General features: G+C 40.9%; 19 protein-coding genes. 10 read left to right on the forward strand and 9 right to left on the reverse strand.

Annotated elements, in window-relative coordinates; translation table 11 throughout:
• Window positions 1-4 precede the first annotated feature (4 nt).
• Genes HNQ34_RS10390 through HNQ34_RS10400 form a run of 3 tightly spaced genes read left to right on the forward strand, consistent with a single transcriptional unit; the run spans window position 5 to window position 3685 of the window.
• Complete coding sequence (locus tag HNQ34_RS10390; protein WP_183254246.1) at window positions 5-1663, forward strand: HlyD family efflux transporter periplasmic adaptor subunit; 1659 nt, start codon at window positions 5-7, stop codon at window positions 1661-1663.
• A gap of 11 nt (window positions 1664-1674) precedes the next feature.
• Window positions 1675-2400 (forward strand): CPBP family intramembrane glutamic endopeptidase, encoded by a 726-nt coding sequence (locus tag HNQ34_RS10395; protein WP_183254248.1) that lies wholly within the window; start codon window positions 1675-1677, stop codon window positions 2398-2400.
• 10 nt (window positions 2401-2410) lie between these two features.
• Complete coding sequence (locus HNQ34_RS10400) at window positions 2411-3685, forward strand: TolC family protein (RefSeq protein WP_183254250.1); 1275 nt, start codon at window positions 2411-2413, stop codon at window positions 3683-3685.
• A 122-nt stretch (window positions 3686-3807) separates the two neighbouring features.
• Here HNQ34_RS10400 and HNQ34_RS10405 read toward each other — a convergent pair whose 3' ends face one another.
• Genes HNQ34_RS10405 through HNQ34_RS10415 form a run of 3 tightly spaced genes read right to left on the reverse strand, consistent with a single transcriptional unit; the run spans window position 3808 to window position 4564 of the window.
• Window positions 3808-4053, reverse strand: coding sequence for a hypothetical protein (locus HNQ34_RS10405; RefSeq protein WP_183254252.1), 246 nt, complete (start codon window positions 4051-4053; stop codon window positions 3808-3810).
• A complete protein-coding gene (locus HNQ34_RS10410) occupies window positions 4050-4316 on the reverse strand; it encodes a hypothetical protein (RefSeq protein WP_183254254.1) in 267 nt (88 codons plus the stop codon). Before HNQ34_RS10410 ends, HNQ34_RS10405 begins: the two co-directional genes overlap by 4 nt.
• On the reverse strand, window positions 4316-4564 hold the full coding sequence (locus tag HNQ34_RS10415) for a hypothetical protein (RefSeq protein ID WP_183254255.1): 249 nt from the start codon (window positions 4562-4564) through the stop codon (window positions 4316-4318). The genes HNQ34_RS10410 and HNQ34_RS10415 overlap by 1 nt, the downstream gene beginning before the upstream one ends.
• 248 nt (window positions 4565-4812) lie before the next feature.
• Between HNQ34_RS10415 and HNQ34_RS10420 the strand changes: the two genes are divergently transcribed.
• The gene (locus HNQ34_RS10420) at window positions 4813-6357 is read left to right on the forward strand and encodes a fatty acid--CoA ligase family protein (protein WP_183254257.1); all 1545 of its coding nucleotides are present in this window, start codon (window positions 4813-4815) and stop codon (window positions 6355-6357) included.
• Between the two features lie 31 nt (window positions 6358-6388).
• On the opposite strand, the gene HNQ34_RS10425 is transcribed toward HNQ34_RS10420, so the two are convergent.
• The 5 genes from HNQ34_RS10425 to HNQ34_RS10445 form a co-directional block, all read right to left on the reverse strand.
• Entirely contained in the window at window positions 6389-7489 is a 1101-nt protein-coding gene (locus HNQ34_RS10425) for an ABC transporter permease (RefSeq protein ID WP_183254259.1), read from the reverse strand.
• A complete protein-coding gene (locus HNQ34_RS10430; RefSeq protein WP_183254261.1) occupies window positions 7486-8754 on the reverse strand; it encodes an ABC transporter permease in 1269 nt (422 codons plus the stop codon). Before HNQ34_RS10430 ends, HNQ34_RS10425 begins: the two co-directional genes overlap by 4 nt.
• 11 nt (window positions 8755-8765) lie before the next feature.
• Entirely contained in the window at window positions 8766-9698 is a 933-nt protein-coding gene (locus HNQ34_RS10435) for an ABC transporter ATP-binding protein (RefSeq protein ID WP_183254378.1), read from the reverse strand.
• A 141-nt stretch (window positions 9699-9839) separates the two neighbouring features.
• Window positions 9840-10472 (reverse strand): response regulator transcription factor, encoded by a 633-nt coding sequence (locus tag HNQ34_RS10440; protein WP_183254263.1) that lies wholly within the window; start codon window positions 10470-10472, stop codon window positions 9840-9842.
• On the reverse strand, window positions 10465-11571 hold the full coding sequence (locus tag HNQ34_RS10445) for a sensor histidine kinase (RefSeq protein WP_183254265.1): 1107 nt from the start codon (window positions 11569-11571) through the stop codon (window positions 10465-10467). The genes HNQ34_RS10440 and HNQ34_RS10445 overlap by 8 nt, the downstream gene beginning before the upstream one ends.
• Before the next feature lie 390 nt (window positions 11572-11961).
• Here HNQ34_RS10445 and HNQ34_RS10450 point away from each other — a divergent pair, with 390 nt between their 5' ends.
• Window positions 11962-12681, forward strand: coding sequence for an AzlC family ABC transporter permease (locus HNQ34_RS10450; protein WP_183254267.1), 720 nt, complete (start codon window positions 11962-11964; stop codon window positions 12679-12681).
• A complete protein-coding gene (locus HNQ34_RS10455; RefSeq protein ID WP_183254380.1) occupies window positions 12674-12976 on the forward strand; it encodes an AzlD domain-containing protein in 303 nt (100 codons plus the stop codon). Before HNQ34_RS10450 ends, HNQ34_RS10455 begins: the two co-directional genes overlap by 8 nt.
• Window positions 12977-13001: 25 nt before the next feature.
• Here HNQ34_RS10455 and HNQ34_RS10460 read toward each other — a convergent pair whose 3' ends face one another.
• The gene (locus HNQ34_RS10460) at window positions 13002-13592 is read right to left on the reverse strand and encodes an SCO family protein (protein ID WP_183254269.1); all 591 of its coding nucleotides are present in this window, start codon (window positions 13590-13592) and stop codon (window positions 13002-13004) included.
• Window positions 13593-13731: 139 nt separating this feature from the next.
• Here HNQ34_RS10460 and HNQ34_RS10465 point away from each other — a divergent pair, with 139 nt between their 5' ends.
• From HNQ34_RS10465 to HNQ34_RS10480, 4 genes are all read left to right on the forward strand, one after another.
• Window positions 13732-14991 (forward strand): M48 family metallopeptidase, encoded by a 1260-nt coding sequence (locus tag HNQ34_RS10465; protein ID WP_183254271.1) that lies wholly within the window; start codon window positions 13732-13734, stop codon window positions 14989-14991.
• A gap of 277 nt (window positions 14992-15268) precedes the next feature.
• Window positions 15269-16552 carry an isocitrate lyase gene (gene aceA, locus HNQ34_RS10470; RefSeq protein ID WP_183254273.1) on the forward strand — a complete coding sequence of 428 codons (1284 nt, stop codon included), beginning with the start codon at window positions 15269-15271 and terminating at the stop codon, window positions 16550-16552.
• Window positions 16553-16701: 149 nt separating this feature from the next.
• Window positions 16702-16902, forward strand: a complete 201-nt coding sequence (locus HNQ34_RS10475; RefSeq protein WP_183254275.1) for a hypothetical protein — start codon at window positions 16702-16704, stop codon at window positions 16900-16902.
• A gap of 112 nt (window positions 16903-17014) precedes the next feature.
• The gene (locus HNQ34_RS10480) at window positions 17015-17602 is read left to right on the forward strand and encodes a competence protein ComK (RefSeq protein WP_183254382.1); all 588 of its coding nucleotides are present in this window, start codon (window positions 17015-17017) and stop codon (window positions 17600-17602) included.
• The last annotated feature ends 84 nt before the right edge of the window (window positions 17603-17686 follow it).

Below are 17686 nucleotides of genomic sequence, written 5' to 3' on the forward strand. Positions count from 1 at the left end.
AAACATGAACGCTTATATACGAGAGATGAATGAGTTAACGGATAGCAGAGAATTGCTAGAAGCAAAACCGCATCCGTTTGTTCCTGTTTTTATTGCTTTGCTATGTTTGTTTGTTGTGTCGTTTATGTTGTGGGCTTATTTTGGTGAGATGGATATTGTTGCGAAAGCGAAGGCTGTTGTTCGACCAAATGAAAACGTTAGCACGATTCAGACGCCTGTATCTGCAAAAGTGAAGCGAGTGAACTATGTACAAGGGAAGAAAGTACACGTAGGAGACGTATTGCTCGAGCTAGATGCAAGCGAACTTGATGTTCAAAAACAAATGATTGAGCAACAGCTCCAAGAAGCGAAAGAAGAGTTAGAGCAACTGCGTACGTTTAAAAAAAGTGTTGAGCAACATAAAAATTTGTTTACGAAAAACGATAATGACTATTATGAAGCATACATGAAGTACGCAGTAGACTATGAAAAATTAAGTGGTGAATTGAAACAAATTCGTCTTGGATTAATGAAAGAAAAACAAAATGTGAATCTTTCACAAAATGAAACGAAAGAAAAAGAACAAGTACTGTTTGCCACACAAAGAGAGCAGCAACTCACCATCCAATCGTTACATAAAGAAATCGAACGTTTCAGTAATATCGTCCACGATCTACAACGGCTTGAAAAAAGTTATTTAGAAAATAAAAATTACTTTACGAACGCAACGTCTGTTTATGCAAATCAATATATGGACTTTCAAAATACTGTTCTTAAACTGCAAAAAACAGTACAGCAAAAGAAAAATGAGTATGACAGATTGATTTTTTTAGGAGAGCAATATGTTCCAAAGAGTAAAATTGAACAAAGCAAAATAGAGTATGAACTGGCTAAATTAGAGTTGGAAAATTATATTAATGGGAAATTACAATCGGTTCGGTTAGATATACAAACGAACAAACAGAAGCTCAATGAAATGAATGTCCAACTGCAAAAACTGCAAAAAGCGAGTACAATCGAGCCACAGCTACAAGGAATTCAATCGTTAAAAAATGACTTACAGCAGAAAACGCAATCTCTCAATCAAGAAATTTCTTTGCAAGAAAACTTAGAAAAGACCTCATTAGAAAAATTCAAAACAGATAAATTGGTAGAGATTAACCAATCGATCAAGCAGCAAGAAAGACTTGTAAAAGATCTTGAAGGAAAACTCAATGACGTTCTTGTTCAACTTCGAAATTATCGCATTACCGCGCCGATTAATGGAGTTGTCAATACCATTAAAACCGTCAATGAGGGAGATATGATTCATCCGAATGACCCGATTTTAACTGTGATTCCAGATCACCAGTCCCAATATAAAATGATCATTTATGTACTGAATAAAGATATAAGCAAAATGAAAGTTGGTGATAAAGTAAACTATCATTTTGCTGCACTCCCATATCGAGAGTACGGGGAGCTTGAAGGAAGAATTATGAGAATAAGCACAGATTCAACGGTTAATCAAGAGGATGGGATGAGCTACTATATCGTAGAAGCAACCGTTCAAAATCAATTTTTACGGAGCTATAAAGGAAAAAAAGCAAAGATTAAAGTCGGAATGCAAGCAGAGGCGCTTGTTGTCACAGATTCGAAAAAGATTTTGCACTATATTTTAGAAAAAATAAATTTAAAAGAATAGGAGAGAGAAAAATGAGTGAATTATTACAACAAGAGCAAGAACAATCATTAGTAACGGAAAAAAAAGAAGGACGGGCTCTTTCGTGGAAAACGATGATTTTATTTTTCCTTTCGTTTTTGGGAATGTCGTTTGCGGTTGGAGTTATTTTTGGCATTATTGGCGGTGTAACAAATAATGAAAGATTGTTGAATGCACTTCAAGGGTACGTAGGGCTTTTTATTGATGCGCTTATGTTTGGGATAGCACTTCTCTTGTTTAAAAAAGTTCGTGTTTTTCTTAGAGGGAGTTTCGATAAAAAGGCAATTTATGAATGGAAAACGTATTTGTATATCCTATTGGCAATTTTCATAACGTACGCTGTACAATTTATTTCATTCCGTGTGATTGGATTTGAAAATCCGGAAGCGCAAGAAAAAGTGATGGGGCTTCAAGGAGCGCAAAGCACGTTCGAATTCGTTCTTATTGGGTTAGCTGTTATCCTTGTTACGCCAATTAAAGAAGAACTGCTATTCCGTGGCGTTCTTCATCGTTTTTTAGAGAAAAAGTATCATTTTTATGTAGGGCTTGTTGTGTCTTCAATTATATTTGGATTAGCACACTTCGGTTATCCTATTAATGGAGCGATTATAGGAGTTATTACGGTTGTACTTTATCGCTTGACACGGTCGTTATATACTTCAATAATGTACCATATTATTTGGAATGCATTTGTTTTTAGTACTTTATTGCTTAGTTAGGTGAGAAATGATGTCGAGGATGAAGCTAAGTTTTATTTTATTCATATTTGTTCTTTTCCCTATGCATGTAAAGGCGAGTGAAGTAATCCCAAGACAATTGACATTGGATTATGTTTTAGACGAAGGTGTAAAGCAATCAAACGATGTTCTCGTTTATACGTATAAATGGGCGATGCTAAATGCACAAAAAGAAACTGTTCGAGAAAGCTTAAATGAGCTCAAGGAACCTACGCTAGAGCCGTTGAAGTTATTACCAACGACAAGAGAGTATTTTTTAACACTATATCCGAACTATGAGAAAGCATCCGAAGAAGAAAAGCAAATCATTGATCAACAAATTGCCATTCAGATCGGCATTAACCAATCGCTTAATATAATCATTCAGCAAAACTATCAAGCTTCTCAAGAACAAATAAAGGCTTTGCAAAAAGATATACAAGAAAAGAAAAGACAGCTAGCATTGCTCATAAAGGAGTTAGAAAGCAACCAAAACGTAACGAAAATAGATGAACAAGAAGCAAAAGAGTTCATTCGATATCAACTTGCGAAAAAATATATTTCCATTTTGTCATACGATGAACAAATCGCCTACTTACAAAAGGAAGTACAATTTTTAGCAGACGACGTGAAGCGAGTAGAAGCAATGGTTAAGATAGGAGAGGCGAGTGAAGACGAGTTGAGAAAAAAGCAACGGGAATGGGAAAATAAGAGGAAGGAGATCGAAAATGTTCAGAAAGAAAGGGGAGTTCTAGAGCTCCAACTAAAAATAGACTTAAATATCCCGATGACACAGCAAGTTACATTCCAATCTGTCCCAGATTCATTTTTTCGTAAAATCGAGAACCCAAAAGATATGAAGAATCTTGTTCAGCGTTCCTTTGTGTATTTAAAGAAGCAAGAAAGCTTAAAATTAGCAAATGACAAAAAAGGTCAGGCAACCAATCAAATCGAAAAGCAACAAATGGAGCAGTATGTAAAAATGGCAGAGGCAGAATTAAATGCAACAGCAAAAAATCTAGAAAAATTTTTAGCGAAACGATATGAAGAATTTGATCGTTTATATGCGAAATACGAAGATGCATATGATGTGTATCAACAAACGCTGTCAGAGCAAGACTATTACGAAAAACAATGGCAAATCGGTTTGATCTCTGAACACGACTATAAAGGATTGATGTTGAATGTCGACAAAGCGAAGAAGGATTACACGTTACAATTAATGTCGTATTATTTGCTACAGATAGAAGAAAAACAGTTTCATAATGGATATATTCCTTTGCCATGAGCGGCAAAAGAGGGTGTCCCAAAAGTAACGGGCACCCTTTTTTATAGCCGTATATATGCGTGAAACACATTTACAACTATTGTATTTTTGATCTTTTGGCTCAGCCACTTTTGTCAACAATGTTACGGGGTAGGTGAAACGCCACCGATTGTAGCCCCTATCCCAAATCCACCCATTGACATATCTTTTAGCACTCCTCTTGCTTCTTTTCCTGTCATTTTCCCTGATACGAGTCCCGCAATTACTGTAGCATATCCTGCTGTAAATCCAATCCCCGCGCCGAGAAAGCCGCCAATAAGCGCGCCAGCAAGCCCTCCACCATATGCTTCTACTAACTCTTTTTCATTTAGTTCTACATAATTACTCACAATTGATCTCCTTTCTTTGGAATAAAATAGCCGATTAATACAACAATAATATAAATAAATAAAGGATGTTCGACTATTGTTTGGTTAATCGCTGCTACGATATAGTGGATGGATATGATAAGGAAAAATAAAATGATGATAGTTGGGAAACGACCTAGCCTTTTTATAATATTTTGCCTAATTTTAAATTTCGTTTCTACATATAATTCAAGAAATAACGCAATCAAAAATGCAACGAACAAATAAAAAAACTTACTAGCCATTAGTGGGTCGCATTCCAGATTAGGTCCCCAACGTATCCGCCTACAATGGTTCCAGCGGCTGCACCTACCCTTGCTCCGATTGCTCCACCTACTGGTCCGCCAATTGCTCCACCAGCTAATCCACTGATTGTTCCTATCCCACCAACAAATCCATAGTAGGCTACAGTACTAACAACTTTTGAAAAACTAATCCCTCCTTCGATTAATTCTAATTCGGACATAGATAGCTCCTTAAGATCATTGCTCATTTATCTATCCTCCCTAGATGATTTTGGTTACATATATATTTTAACAACGATAGGTATAATAGGTAAGTACTATTTTTTATAGTATTTTTTTACATAAAAAGTGGCAGCTAAAAAATTGAGTAATTATCCTATTTCGTGAGCCCGTTCCCTTGCTTATGGTTCTTTTTTAAAATATAATATATTTAGAATTTTTTTAATTATAAAATGAATGATGATTCATTCACAAAGTAAATGGGGGAGGGAGTTTGATGAATTTATCTTCACGGTTGGCAGAGGTGGCAGGGCAGCTGCCGCATAAGGAGGCGTATGTGTACGAAGGGGAGCGGTGTACATATGGCGAGTTAAATGCGGCAGTATCACAGTTTGCTAGCGGGTTGCGCCATCTTGGCATTCAAAAAGGGGATCATATTGCATTATTATTAGGAAACTCGCCGTATTTTGTTATCGGATTGTACGGAGCATTGCGCGCAGGAGCGACGGTCATTCCGATTAACCCGATTTATACGCCGGATGAAATCAGCTATATTTTGAATAACGGGGACGTGAAAGCGGTCATTGGCTTAGATTTGCTCGTTCCATTATTTGTGAAAATGGCAGCGCTCCTGCCGAAAGTAGAACATGTCATCGTTTGTGAAACACCGCAAGGAAAAGAACAAGGCATTTCATTGACAGGAAAAATGAAATCGTTTACAGAATTGTTGTTGTCGGGGGACGCTCATTATAAAGGGCCGGAACTTGCGGATGACGATGTCGCGGTTATTTTGTATACGTCAGGAACGACCGGCAAACCAAAGGGAGCGATGTTGACGAATAGAAATCTTTACAGCAACGCACAAGATACGGCGAACTATTTAAAAATTAACGGAGAAGACCGCGTCATTGCCGCATTGCCGATGTTTCATGTGTTTTGCTTGACGGTCGCGTTAAACGCGCCGCTCATGAACGGCGGAACGGTGCTCATTGTCCCTAAATTCAGCCCGGCGAAAATTTTTCAGCTTACACGAGAAGAAAAAGCGACGATTTTTGCTGGTGTGCCGACGATGTACAATTTCCTTTATCAATATGAAGAAGGAAAAGCGGAAGATTTGCAAACGCTTCGGCTTTGTATCTCTGGCGGGGCGTCGATGCCGGTCGCGTTGCTCAAAAACTTTGAACAAAAATTTAAAGTCATCGTTTCCGAAGGATACGGATTGTCGGAAGCGTCGCCAGTGACGTGCTTTAACCCGCTCGATCGCCCAAGAAAACCAGGCTCGATTGGTACAAGCATTATGAACGTTGAGAATAAAGTTGTGAACGAATTTGGTGAAGAAGTTCCGGTTGGCGAAGTTGGCGAACTCGTTGTGCGCGGCCCGAACGTCATGAAAGGGTATTATAAAATGCCGGAAGAAACGGCGCATACGATCCGCAATGGCTGGCTATATACAGGTGATTTGGCGAAAATGGACGAAGAAGGTTATTTTTACATTGTCGACCGGAAAAAAGATATGATTATTGTCGGCGGCTATAACGTTTATCCGCGCGAAGTGGAAGAGGTATTATATAGCCATCCAGATGTTGTCGAAGCGGCGGTTATTGGCGTTCCTGATCCGAATTTCGGCGAAGCAGTCAAGTGCTTTGTTGTGTCGAGAAACCCGAATTTAACGGAAGAACAATTGATCGAATATTGTCGCGAGCATTTAGCGAAATATAAAGTTCCAAGCTCGATCGAGTTTTTAGCGGAACTTCCGAAAAATACGACCGGAAAAATTTTGCGAAGAGCGTTGAAAGAGCAATTAACGTCTACAGAAGCGTAAAAAAGTACCGAGTGTTCGGTACTTTTTTACATTAACTGCTTTTTCTTTCTGTTAAGTTAATCCCGATTCCCATAAATACGACACCCATCAAAAACAAGATGCTCATCGGGTATAGTAATTCCGTGAGTGAACGATCATAGACAGCGGCGCCTTTTAGCATTTCCATTCCGTACGTCAGCGGAACGATTTTTGATAACATTAATAAGATGTTGGAAGAAACGATTTCTAAAGGCCAATATGCTCCGCCGATCATCGCCATGCTTACGGACAGCAAGGAAATGAGCGCTTGAAACTGCTGTTCATTTTTCACAAGCCCGACAAGCAGGATGGAAAACGCAACGATCGCAAATACGTAAGGCACTAATAACAATAGTAGTTCGGGGAATCGGCCATGAAAATCAATGCCGAACCCAAAACGAAACACCGAAAAAATTAAAGCGACTTGCATATAGCCAATTATAAAGCTATAGAATAAATTACCTGTATATATCTCCCATTTTTTTAAACGGGAGAGGATCATCCGGTTCCATACTCCTTCTTTCTTTTCTTTCAGCAGTTGCAGCACTTGAAACGCCACCGTGTAAATCACGAAAAAGAGAGAAAAACCAAAAATCGGCTGCATTTGCGGATCAATGATCACAGCATTTTTGCTGCGAAAACTCATTGTTTGTATGGTGAATGCTGGATGCTTTTTTGCTTCTTTGACGATTTTGGTTGTTTGTTCAGTTGAAAGATGCAATTGCTTGGCGATTGCGTTTGCCTGTCCTTTTTCGCCATAGACTTTTTGTAAATACTCGCGAAGAAAGAACGTGTTTGCTGTTTGAGATGCGATAATTAAGGTAAAATCATTTTCCGCCAGCTCCAGCCCTGCCGCCGCTTTCCCTTCGCGAACGAGCGCGCGAACTTTTTTTGCATCCATCTGCTCGAATCGAAACGAATGAGATTCGTTCAATGTATGAAGAAGCTCGTTTGTTTCTTGAGCAGAAAGGGTGCTGTAAACAGGAATTTTTACTTTCTTTTCGCTTGCTGCGCCAATTATGGTAGCCATGATGATACAAACGATTGACATGACGATGACCATCCAAGGGTTTCTTAAAAATAAACGAAATTTTGCTGTTAAAATGCTGATCAAGCTTCATTCCCCCTTTTTGGAAAGGCCCATACGGACAAAACCATCGTTGCTGCGCTAAAGATACATAAATAAACAATGGAATATGCAACATCGGCTAAATGATATCCTTGCAGCAGCTTTAAGTAAGCACTCATGCTCGCCCCGTTTGGCGTAAATGCCCCGAGCGTGTTTATGAAATTGGATAATTGGCCGGCAGGGAAAAAGCTGCCGCCAACAAGCGAAAACATCGTCACTAAGACGGTTTGGAAAAAGCGGGATGCTTGTTCCGAATTTGTCCGGAAATTCAAGGATGTTAACAAAACAGCCAAGCCGCCGACAGCGAATGATAATGCAGCTGTAACGAGCAAAAACGCGGCTACATCCGGCCATGTAATCCCATAGATGATGGACGTTGCGCCGTATAAAATCATGAGCTGTAAAAACGAAAGCAGCATAGCGGAAATGAAAATGCCAGTCATATATGACCATTTTGATACGTTGGCCAGCAACATTCGATCGAATACGTGGGATTGCTTCTCTTCAAACGCGTAGCTTCCGACGTTGGAAGCAACGTACAGAGCAAACATGACTCCCATGCCGATCATATAATACGTCACGGCGCGAATCGGTTCTTTTTTAGTGATCGTTTCTATTTTTCCGTTCACATGAATGTCAGGGATCGCGAACTCCTTCACTCCGGCTTTGCCAAGAGCGGAGACAAGCGAATAATGCTGCTGAAACTCAGAAATGATTTGTCCGACTATTTCTGATGTCCACGCTTTTTCTTCGTTGACATAAAAGAATAGGTTGGTCGGCTGTTTTTGTTGGAAAAACAGATGTTTCAGCATTTGATACGTAAATTCATCCGGTAAGCGAACGATCGCCGTATATTCGTCATCTTGGAGGGCCTTGTTTAGCTGTGCCGGCGGGACATCGACGATGCGAATGTATTTCTTCAACGGTTTGGCGCCGAATACATCCTGTTTTAGTACCGTTATTGGTGACAGCGAACGAGCGGCTTCGATCAACAGTTGTTTTTCGTTTTCCGGCATCCTCATTGCTTCCACTTCATGCGTGAATTTTTGTATATCTTGTTGTTCATCGCCTTCATTCACAAACGCAATTTTTGCATGAACTGCAGGCTGGCCGTCATTGCCATCCATGATATTTCCAAGTGCAAAACCTAAAATCGTAATTAATACAAACGGCATGCCAAGCAGAATGAGCAGTTCATGGCGGTTTCTCACAAATAATAGCAATTGTTTTTTGACAAAGGTTCCGATCATGTCGATTCCCCCTAGTCCCGTAATGCCCGGCCTGTAAGATGCAAAAAAACATCTTCTAATGTTGGCGTTTTAATTTCAACGGAAGTAAACACTGTATTTGTTTTTTCCGCTAATTGAAATAACAGGCGGAAGACATTGATTTCTTTAGGGGATAAAACGGTGATCGTCCGCTCTTGGACGGTGATGTGATGAATAACAGGCTGTGAGCGTAGTGCGTGAAGAAAGGATTCGCTTACTTTCTCCACTTTGACTTCTACTGTATGTTCCGATGATAAAATATTTTTAATTTCGTCTTTCGTTCCGGAAGCGATAATACATCCTTTATCCATAATGTAAATGCGGTCACACAAAAACTCGACTTCCTCCATGTAATGGCTTGTGTACAACACCGTCATCTGCTTCTCCTGATTTAACCGTTTGACCGTTTCTAAAATGTAGTTTCGTGATTGCGGATCGATGCCGACGGTTGGTTCATCCATAATGAGCAATTTCGGCTCGTGCAGGAGGGCGGCGCCGATATTTAACCGTCTTTTCATTCCGCCTGAAAAATGTTTAACTAAATCGTTTTGCCGGTCGGTTAAACCGATGAGCGCTAATACTTCATCTACTTTTTTGTTTAGTTCTGCGCCTGATAAACGGTGAATTCTTCCGAAAAAACGCAAATTTTCTTTCGCTGATAAATCGGAATATAAAGCGATCTCCTGCGGAACGATCCCTAATACGTTACGAAGTTTTGCTGGTTCTTTAATGATGCTTTCGTTATGAAAGCGAACATCTCCGCTCGTCGGGGGAATGAGCGTCGAGATCATCGAAATGGTCGTTGATTTTCCCGCTCCATTAGGTCCTAATAGACCGACAATTTCCCCTTGCTCTAAATATAAGTTGACACGGTCTACTGCTTTTGTTTGCTTAAAATGTTTCGTTAATTCAACAGCTTCTAACATCATGCTCCTCCTCCTTCCATCTGATATGTATGTTACGATATTTTTCGTTGTCTGCTTACTATCTTCCGTCATCATTTCATGACTAAAACGGTGACTTGAGTCATGTTTCAAAAAAATAAACCGTCTTCATTCGTTCGACGGTTATGTAAGATCATGCTTTACTGCATAAATGGCCAGCTGGGTGCGGTCGCGCAATTCTAATTTTTGTAAAATTTGCGTAATGTAGTTTTTCACGGTTCCAACGGATAGATGAAGAGCAGCGGCAATTTCTTTATTCGTTTTTCCTTGTCCGACCAATTTCGCAATTTCCAGTTCGCGGGGTGTTAATGGAACGTTTGCCGACTTCGGTTTCTCTTTTTCTAATAAACGCGGCACCATTTTCGCTGCTACCTCTTCATGAATCGCCATTCCGCCTTTCATACAGCTATAGATGGCTTGGATTAACTTTTCCCGCTCCGCCGTTTTTAACAAAAATCCGCTCGCTCCGTCCTTCAATGCTTGAACGGCATATTCGTCATCGTTAAACGTTGTTAAGATTAAAATTTTAATGTTTGGCCACCGTTTTTTGATTATTTTCGTTGCTTCCAATCCGTTCATGACCGGCATTCGGATGTCCATGAGCACAAGATCGATGATATGTTTTTCGATTTGTTGCATCGCTTCCAATCCGTGTTCTGCTTCGGCTACGACTCGAAGATTGGCATCTTGCTCAATCATCATTTTTAATCCTTGCCTTACAAGCATTTGATCTTCTGCTAATAAAATTTTAATCATTGAATCCCTCCTTGACCGGAATTGTTCCTTGAACGATAAATTCGCAGTCCGTTTGAAAAATATGCACCGTTCCGCCTGCTCCTTTTACCCGTTTCTGTATATTTGTTAATCCAAAACCGAATTGAAACGGCTTCGGTTCAGCAATGCGATTTTTGATAGAAAACTCCAAGTCGCCGATTGCCGATTTCCCTAATGTGACAAAGATTTCACGTGATTGCGCATGGCGCATAGCGTTGGTGAGCGCTTCTTGAATGACCCTGTATAGCGCAATGTTTTGCTCATTCGAAAGTTTCACCGTTAAAACGCCTTGCTTTGTCGTGAAATGAACCATAATATGGCTTTCCGATTCTAATTTACGAATCAGTTGCAGCACCGAGGAAATGCCTTCAATTTCTTCGGTTTGCAGCGCTTTGACCGCCTGCCGCGTTTCTTCGAGACTGTCGCGTACAAGCATTTTTAGTTGTTCATATTCATCTTTCGGTTCACAGATTGACAGCATTTCAAGCTGCATGAGCAGGGCGGTTAGTTTATGTCCGACCGAATCGTGAATGTCGCGGGCGATTCTTGTTCGTTCTTCAAGGCGTGCAGACCGCTCCGTTTCGTAGTTCAGCCGCTTTAGCCGCCGGTATTCTCCTAATAGCCGTTCATACATTTCTTGTTGTTCTTCTCTTTCATATACATATTCGTTGAGGACGATGGAAATGGCGGAAAAAATGGCGAATGCGATCAGCCATTCAACTTCTTTGTTTTGAAAAAGCAGCGTGACGATCGCAGAAAATAAAAAAGTAACCGCGGTAAATAAACGAAACTTTTTTATGCTCAGTTGGAAAATAGCCTCGACATAAAGATAAAGAAACAATAGTAGGACGTACATATTTTTCGGCAGTGGACTAAGCCATTCCTCCAGCAAAATCAGAAAATCGATCAAAATAAACAAAAAGAAAGGATGTTTGGTGATAGATAAGAAAAAATAGACACCGATGGCGCAGGCGCTGATAAATAAAAGAAGCGGAAGCTTGCTAGCATGTTGGAAATGTTCATATAAATATCCCGCCCATAAAACGGCAAAAACAAGCAAACGAATGATAAATGGCTTCATAGCGATTCCAGTCCCCTTTGTCAATCTATATAAATACAACTGGAAGGTTTAACTTATGGCTAAGGAAAAAGCAGACTCCCTATTTTTTCGACTGTCGGAGGCAAGTCTGTCGCTTGCCTTCGTCACGCCTTCGCGTGACAGAGGACCGAACAACCAACCGCTTCACAGACAAATGCATTTGTCTGGAAGCGGTGTTGTTCGGTCACCCGACAGTCGAAACATACCGATTACTCCATAAAAGACGAAAACGTTAAAGTTCTAAATTGCATCTATATATTTTCTACCATAATAGAATGAACGAAGATCGTCAAATCTTGTTTTGTAGCGGATTTTGGTTGAAAAAAGGAGCAAATTTTATGAAAATAGAAGAGGAACAGGGGGGAGAAAAAAGTGGAAACGATCTTGGCCACAAAAAAATTGTCGTCGTTTCGCCAAGGGGCGCAGGCAGGGATAAGCATTGCGATTGGCTACATGCCGATTGCCCTCACATTTGGATTGCTTGCAAAAACAACGGGACTGACGCTCTCTGAAACGGTGATGATGAGCATGATCGTATTTGCGGGCGCTTCGCAATACATCGCGTTAAATTTGCTGTCGCTCGGTACAGGGGTATTTGAAATTGTGCTGACGACGTTTATTTTAAACATCCGCCATTTTTTGATGTCTGCTTCGCTGAACGAAAAAGCGGAATCTGATGCGCTATGGAAAAAAGCGTTGTATGCGTTCGGCATTACCGATGAAACGTTTTCGGTGGCGGCAATGAAAGAAGGCAATGTGAGCGCTTCGTATATGTTTGGACTGATTACCTTGTCTTACGGAAGCTGGGTCGTGAATTCCGGCATTGGCCATCTCGTCGGGGCAAGATTGCCGCAAAGCTTGCAAGAAAGTATGTCAGTCGCTTTGTATGCGATGTTTATCGGGCTGCTCGTTCCAGCGTTAAAAAAGCAGCGAAAAACGATTTGGCTGGCTGGACTGGCGGCGGTTGTGAATTCGGTTTTGCTTCTATTGTTCCATATGTCGAAAGGATGGGCGATTGTTATAGCGACACTCTTGGCAGCGGTCATCGTTCAATATATTGCAAAAGAAAGCGAGGGAAAACATGATGCGTAGTGAAATCGCTTGGATGATTCTTGGCATGGGGCTTGTGACGTACATTCCGCGCATGCTTCCGCTCGCCGTTTTCCATCGGGTGAAGCTGCCGCCGTTTTTGCAAGGGGTGTTAAAAAACGTTCCGTATGCGACGTTAGGAGCGCTCATTGTGCCGGGCATTTTTTTTATTCATGAAGATATATGGTTTGGCGTTCTCGGATTTATCAGCGCCTTTGTGGCCGCTTGGCTCGGGGCGAACGTTATTGTTGTTGTGCTGGCTTCTGTTGTGGTTTTAAGTCTATATGGGGTGATTTAGAAAAACCACCGATCTCATCGGTGGTTTATTGTATTTCATCCATAATTGTTTTATATGCATCTTGAACGTTAAATCCCTTTTTGCCCATGCCAAATTGTTCAATTACCCGGTTGCTCTCGTTAAGCAAATATGTATTGGTTGTGTGGATGAGCATGCCGTTTCCAGGGTCACGGTATTGGAAGTCAAACGAATCGGCCACTTTTTTTGTATCTTTTTCGTTTCCACGAAGCAAAATCCATCCTTGATCATTTGACTGAATGCCAAACGTTTTCGCGTATGCTTGCAGTTTTTCACGCGTATCGCGTTTTGGATCAATTGTAATTGTGATAAACTCGACTTTGTTGCCAAATACATGTTGCTGTTCTAACTTTTGGCGGAGTTTTGTCATTTCAAATGTCGTATTTGGACAAATATCAGGGCAATTTGTATAAATAAACTCAAGAAGCCGCACTTTCGGTTTCATGTCGCTAAAACGATATTCGTCTCCCCATGCTGTTTCCATCGTGATATTGCGAGGAAGCTCCATTTGCCACTGGCGATACACAGAAAAATAAAAAATGCCGGCACCTACGAAAATGACAAACAAGCTACCTAACGTCCAATAAATTTTTTTCACGCGAGTCCCCCCTTTGTTTTTTATCATACATGAAAACGAAAAGAAAAACGAATCATGATTTTGAATTTTGTCTGACGTTCTAATCGAAAGAAAAAGGATTAAACTAAATAGTAGCGTTGTCCATAAAAAGGAGGATTTTATGAAAAAAATCATCAGTTGGGCGATCATCATTTATGTTTTGTATTGTATAGGAATGGCATGGTATTTATTTTCGTTTGCTGATTCGTCCATTCCTGCCGAATGGAAAGGAACGACCGCGGATCCGGCTACGTTTTTAACGCCGAGAGAGCAAGTTTTAAGCGAGCAGTATTCGCAGTGGAAAAACTTTTTATTTTTTGTGTCTGTTCCTTATGACTGGCTCGCTTATTTGGCGGTGTTATGGCTAGGGGTGGCCAAAGCGCTGCAAACATGGTCGGAGAAGGCAACGAAATCGTTTGTAGTTCAAGCGGCTTTTTATGTATTTTGGCTTTCTATTATTATGTCAGTGCTGACGCTGCCGTTTGATTTTATAAGCTATCGCATTTCGCGGGCATATGGCGTCAGTACGCAGTCGGTTTTTAGTTGGATGCGCGATGAGACTACGGATTTTTTAGTTAATACCGTGATGCTGTTTTTGCTCGTTGTTGTGTTGTACGGGCTCATTCGCCGCTTTGAAAAGCGCTGGTGGCTGTATGCGTGGATGGTGTCGGTGCCGTTTACGATCTTTTTTATGTTTATTCAACCAGTTGTGATTGATCCGCTTTATAACAATTTTTATCCGTTAAAAGATAAGGTACTAGAGGCCAAAATTTTAGCATTGGCAGAAAAAGCCGATATTCCGTCTGATCATGTGTTTGAAGTCAATATGTCTGAAAAAACGAATGCCTTAAACGCCTATGTAACCGGAATCGGTTCTCATGCCCGCATCGTGTTATGGGATACGACATTACAGCGATTGCAGGAAAAGGAAGTATTGTTTATTATGGCGCATGAAATGGGGCATTACGTCATGAAGCATGTGTATTGGGGAGTGGCCAGCTATATCGTTCTTACGTTTGCTGGTTTGTTCGTGGCGGGGCGGGTGATGAACTGGCTCATTCGCAGATGGGGAGAATACTTTCATCTTCATAAAATAAGCGCTCTCGCCTCGCTTCCGCTGTTTTTGCTCGTTATTTCTGTGCTCAACTTTTCCGTAAGCCCTGTTGTCAATATGGTATCGAGATATGAGGAACATGCCGCTGACGAGTATGCCATTAAACTGACAAAAGATGCGGATGCGGCGATTTCTTCATTTCAAAAGTTAACAAAAGAAGGTCTAAACCAAGTGAATCCGCCGATCATTGTGAAAATATTCCGTTATACGCATCCGAGCATTTTGGAACGAATTGTGTTTTTAGAACGGATCAAGCGCGGAGATTGAACAGAAAGGAACACCTTTCTGTTTATTTTTTTTGAAATTTTTTTAAAAAACAGTTTTCTTTTTTGTGATTCTGTTATATAATAACAACGTACAAAAAGTTACTTGTATTATAACAAGAGAGGCGGGGGATTATGGCGACGTAAATGTTACTTCTTCATGCGGGGGAGAGAACGCAAATGGATGCATGAAGATGGGAGAATGAGACATGTTGCCGTCGATCTGTCATTTATGAAACTGCAGACGGTAAAAAATCACACAAACAGAGGGGGAAACGGGAATGACACGTGATGAGAGAGTAAAACAATTAGAAGAAAGCTGGCAAATGGATGAACGATGGAAAGGCATTGTCCGTCCGTATTCAGCGGAAGATGTCATTAAATTGCGCGGATCAATTGATATCGAGTATACGCTTGCTCGCCGCGGTGCGGAAAAACTTTGGCATTTATTGAATACGGAAGATTATGTGCATGCGCTCGGGGCGTTGACAGGAAACCAAGCAGTCCAACAGGCGAAAGCAGGGCTAAAAGCCATTTATTTGAGCGGTTGGCAAGTGGCGGCAGACGCAAACTTAGCAGGCCACATGTATCCGGATCAAAGTTTATACCCAGCCAACAGCGTACCGCATGTCGTCAAACGGATTAATCAAGCGCTTCAACGTGCTGACCAAATTCAACATTTGGAAGGAAGCGGAGATCTTGACTATTTCTTGCCGATTGTGGCGGATGCGGAAGCAGGATTTGGCGGGCAGCTAAACGTATTTGAACTCATGAAAGCAATGATTGAAGCAGGAGCAGCAGGCGTTCACTTTGAAGACCAGCTTTCTTCGGAGAAAAAATGCGGTCATCTAGGTGGAAAAGTGTTATTGCCAACGCAAACAGCAGTCCGCAACTTAATTGCGGCGCGGCTTGCTGCTGATGTGATGGGCGTTCCAACGGTCTTAATCGCTCGTACAGATGCAAATGCGGCTGATTTAATTACGAGCGATATTGACCCGCGCGATCAAGAATTTATTACAGGCGAGCGCACTCCGGAAGGATTTTTCCGCACGAGAGCAGGTCTTGATCAAGCGATCGCTCGCGGCTTAGCGTATGCGCCGTATGCAGATTTAATTTGGTGCGAAACGAGCGAACCGAATCTCGAAGAAGCTCGCCGTTTTGCAGAGGCGATTCATGAAAAATTCCCAGGCAAACTATTGGCATACAACTGCTCACCGTCCTTTAACTGGAAGAAAAAATTGGACGATAAAACGATCGCCAACTTCCAAAAAGAGCTCGGTAAAATGGGATATAAATTCCAGTTTGTTACATTGGCAGGATTCCATGCGCTCAACTACAGCATGTTCGAATTGGCGCGCGGATACAAAGAACGCGGTATGGCGGCATATTCGGAATTGCAACAAGCTGAATTTGCGGCTGAAAAATACGGCTATACGGCGACAAGACATCAACGCGAAGTCGGTACGGGCTACTTTGATGAAGTCGCACAAGTCATTTCTGGTGGTCAATCATCAACGGTTGCGTTAAAAGGCTCAACAGAAGAAGAGCAATTTACGACAGCTTAATGTCTTTTAAAGGGGAAAATGGGGGATTTTATATAGAGACGTAATAAATATAGATAGAAAGAGAAAGGGCTCGCAAACATGCGGGCCTTTTATTTATAGTGCATGTTTTGAGCAAAATGAAACATGCTAAAAAAAGGAGGTGTTACAAAATGGAGAAAAAAGAACGCGAATTGCCGCTTGATACGGTCTTAAATCCCGAAATACGGATGAGCACGGATTTCCATTTTCGACAGACATTTTTGGATGAGGAAGCATATGCTGGCGGATCGGTAGGAGAGCATACGTCAATCGAACAAGCGAACGAATATTTGGCGGAAGAAGAAATCAAACAAATTTTTCATAACTCGTGAGCGATTTTTTAGAAAATCGCTCATTATTTTTTGAAAATATAGAAAAATATAACTATTAATGATATGATGGAATCGTAAAAATAATTTGTATGGTGTAAGGGGTGGATGAATGATGAAAGTCAATGAAATTGTTGTTGTCGATGGTTTTATCGTGAGTCGTTACACAATGGCAATTTTACCACATCCTTTTCATGATCGTCTCTATTCGAAGGTCATTGAAGAAGACGGTGAATATATCGTCAAAATGAAACCAATTGATATTATCGCTCGAAGCTGCCAGTACTATGGAGCAAATTTGAAAGGAAGAAGAGACGGAACAAAAGAAATTATCGGGATTACGCACAAAGCTCCGATTGCAATCGAACCACTTAACGAAATTTATGTGTTTCCAACGACTTCTCCGAACGACGCGCGTTGCGTGTGGATCTCACATATGCACGTACTCAAGTATGAGCCCTCTCGCGGAGAACGGACAACCGTATATTTTAAAAATGAAAGAAGCATTTGCCTCGATGTTTCCTACCATTCATTTGTGAACCAGCTATACCGTACCGCACAGCTACGAACAAAATTGTCCGAGCGCGTGGAAGCTCGCGAACGAAAAATGCAATATTTGTTTCGAATGGACAAAACAAAAGATTTGGACAAAATAAAGGATTTGGATTCAGATTTAGATTTGTATAAACCAAAAGATTCATGAATTAAATTTTTAACATCTGTTCAAGCTCCCTCTATTTATATTCCCCGCGCAACCGTGTAAAATAAAAATGATAGGAACAATGTG

The organism is Anoxybacteroides tepidamans (genome assembly GCF_014201465.1).
In the GTDB taxonomy this organism is placed as follows: Bacteria; Bacillota; Bacilli; order Bacillales; family Anoxybacillaceae; genus Anoxybacteroides; species Anoxybacteroides tepidamans.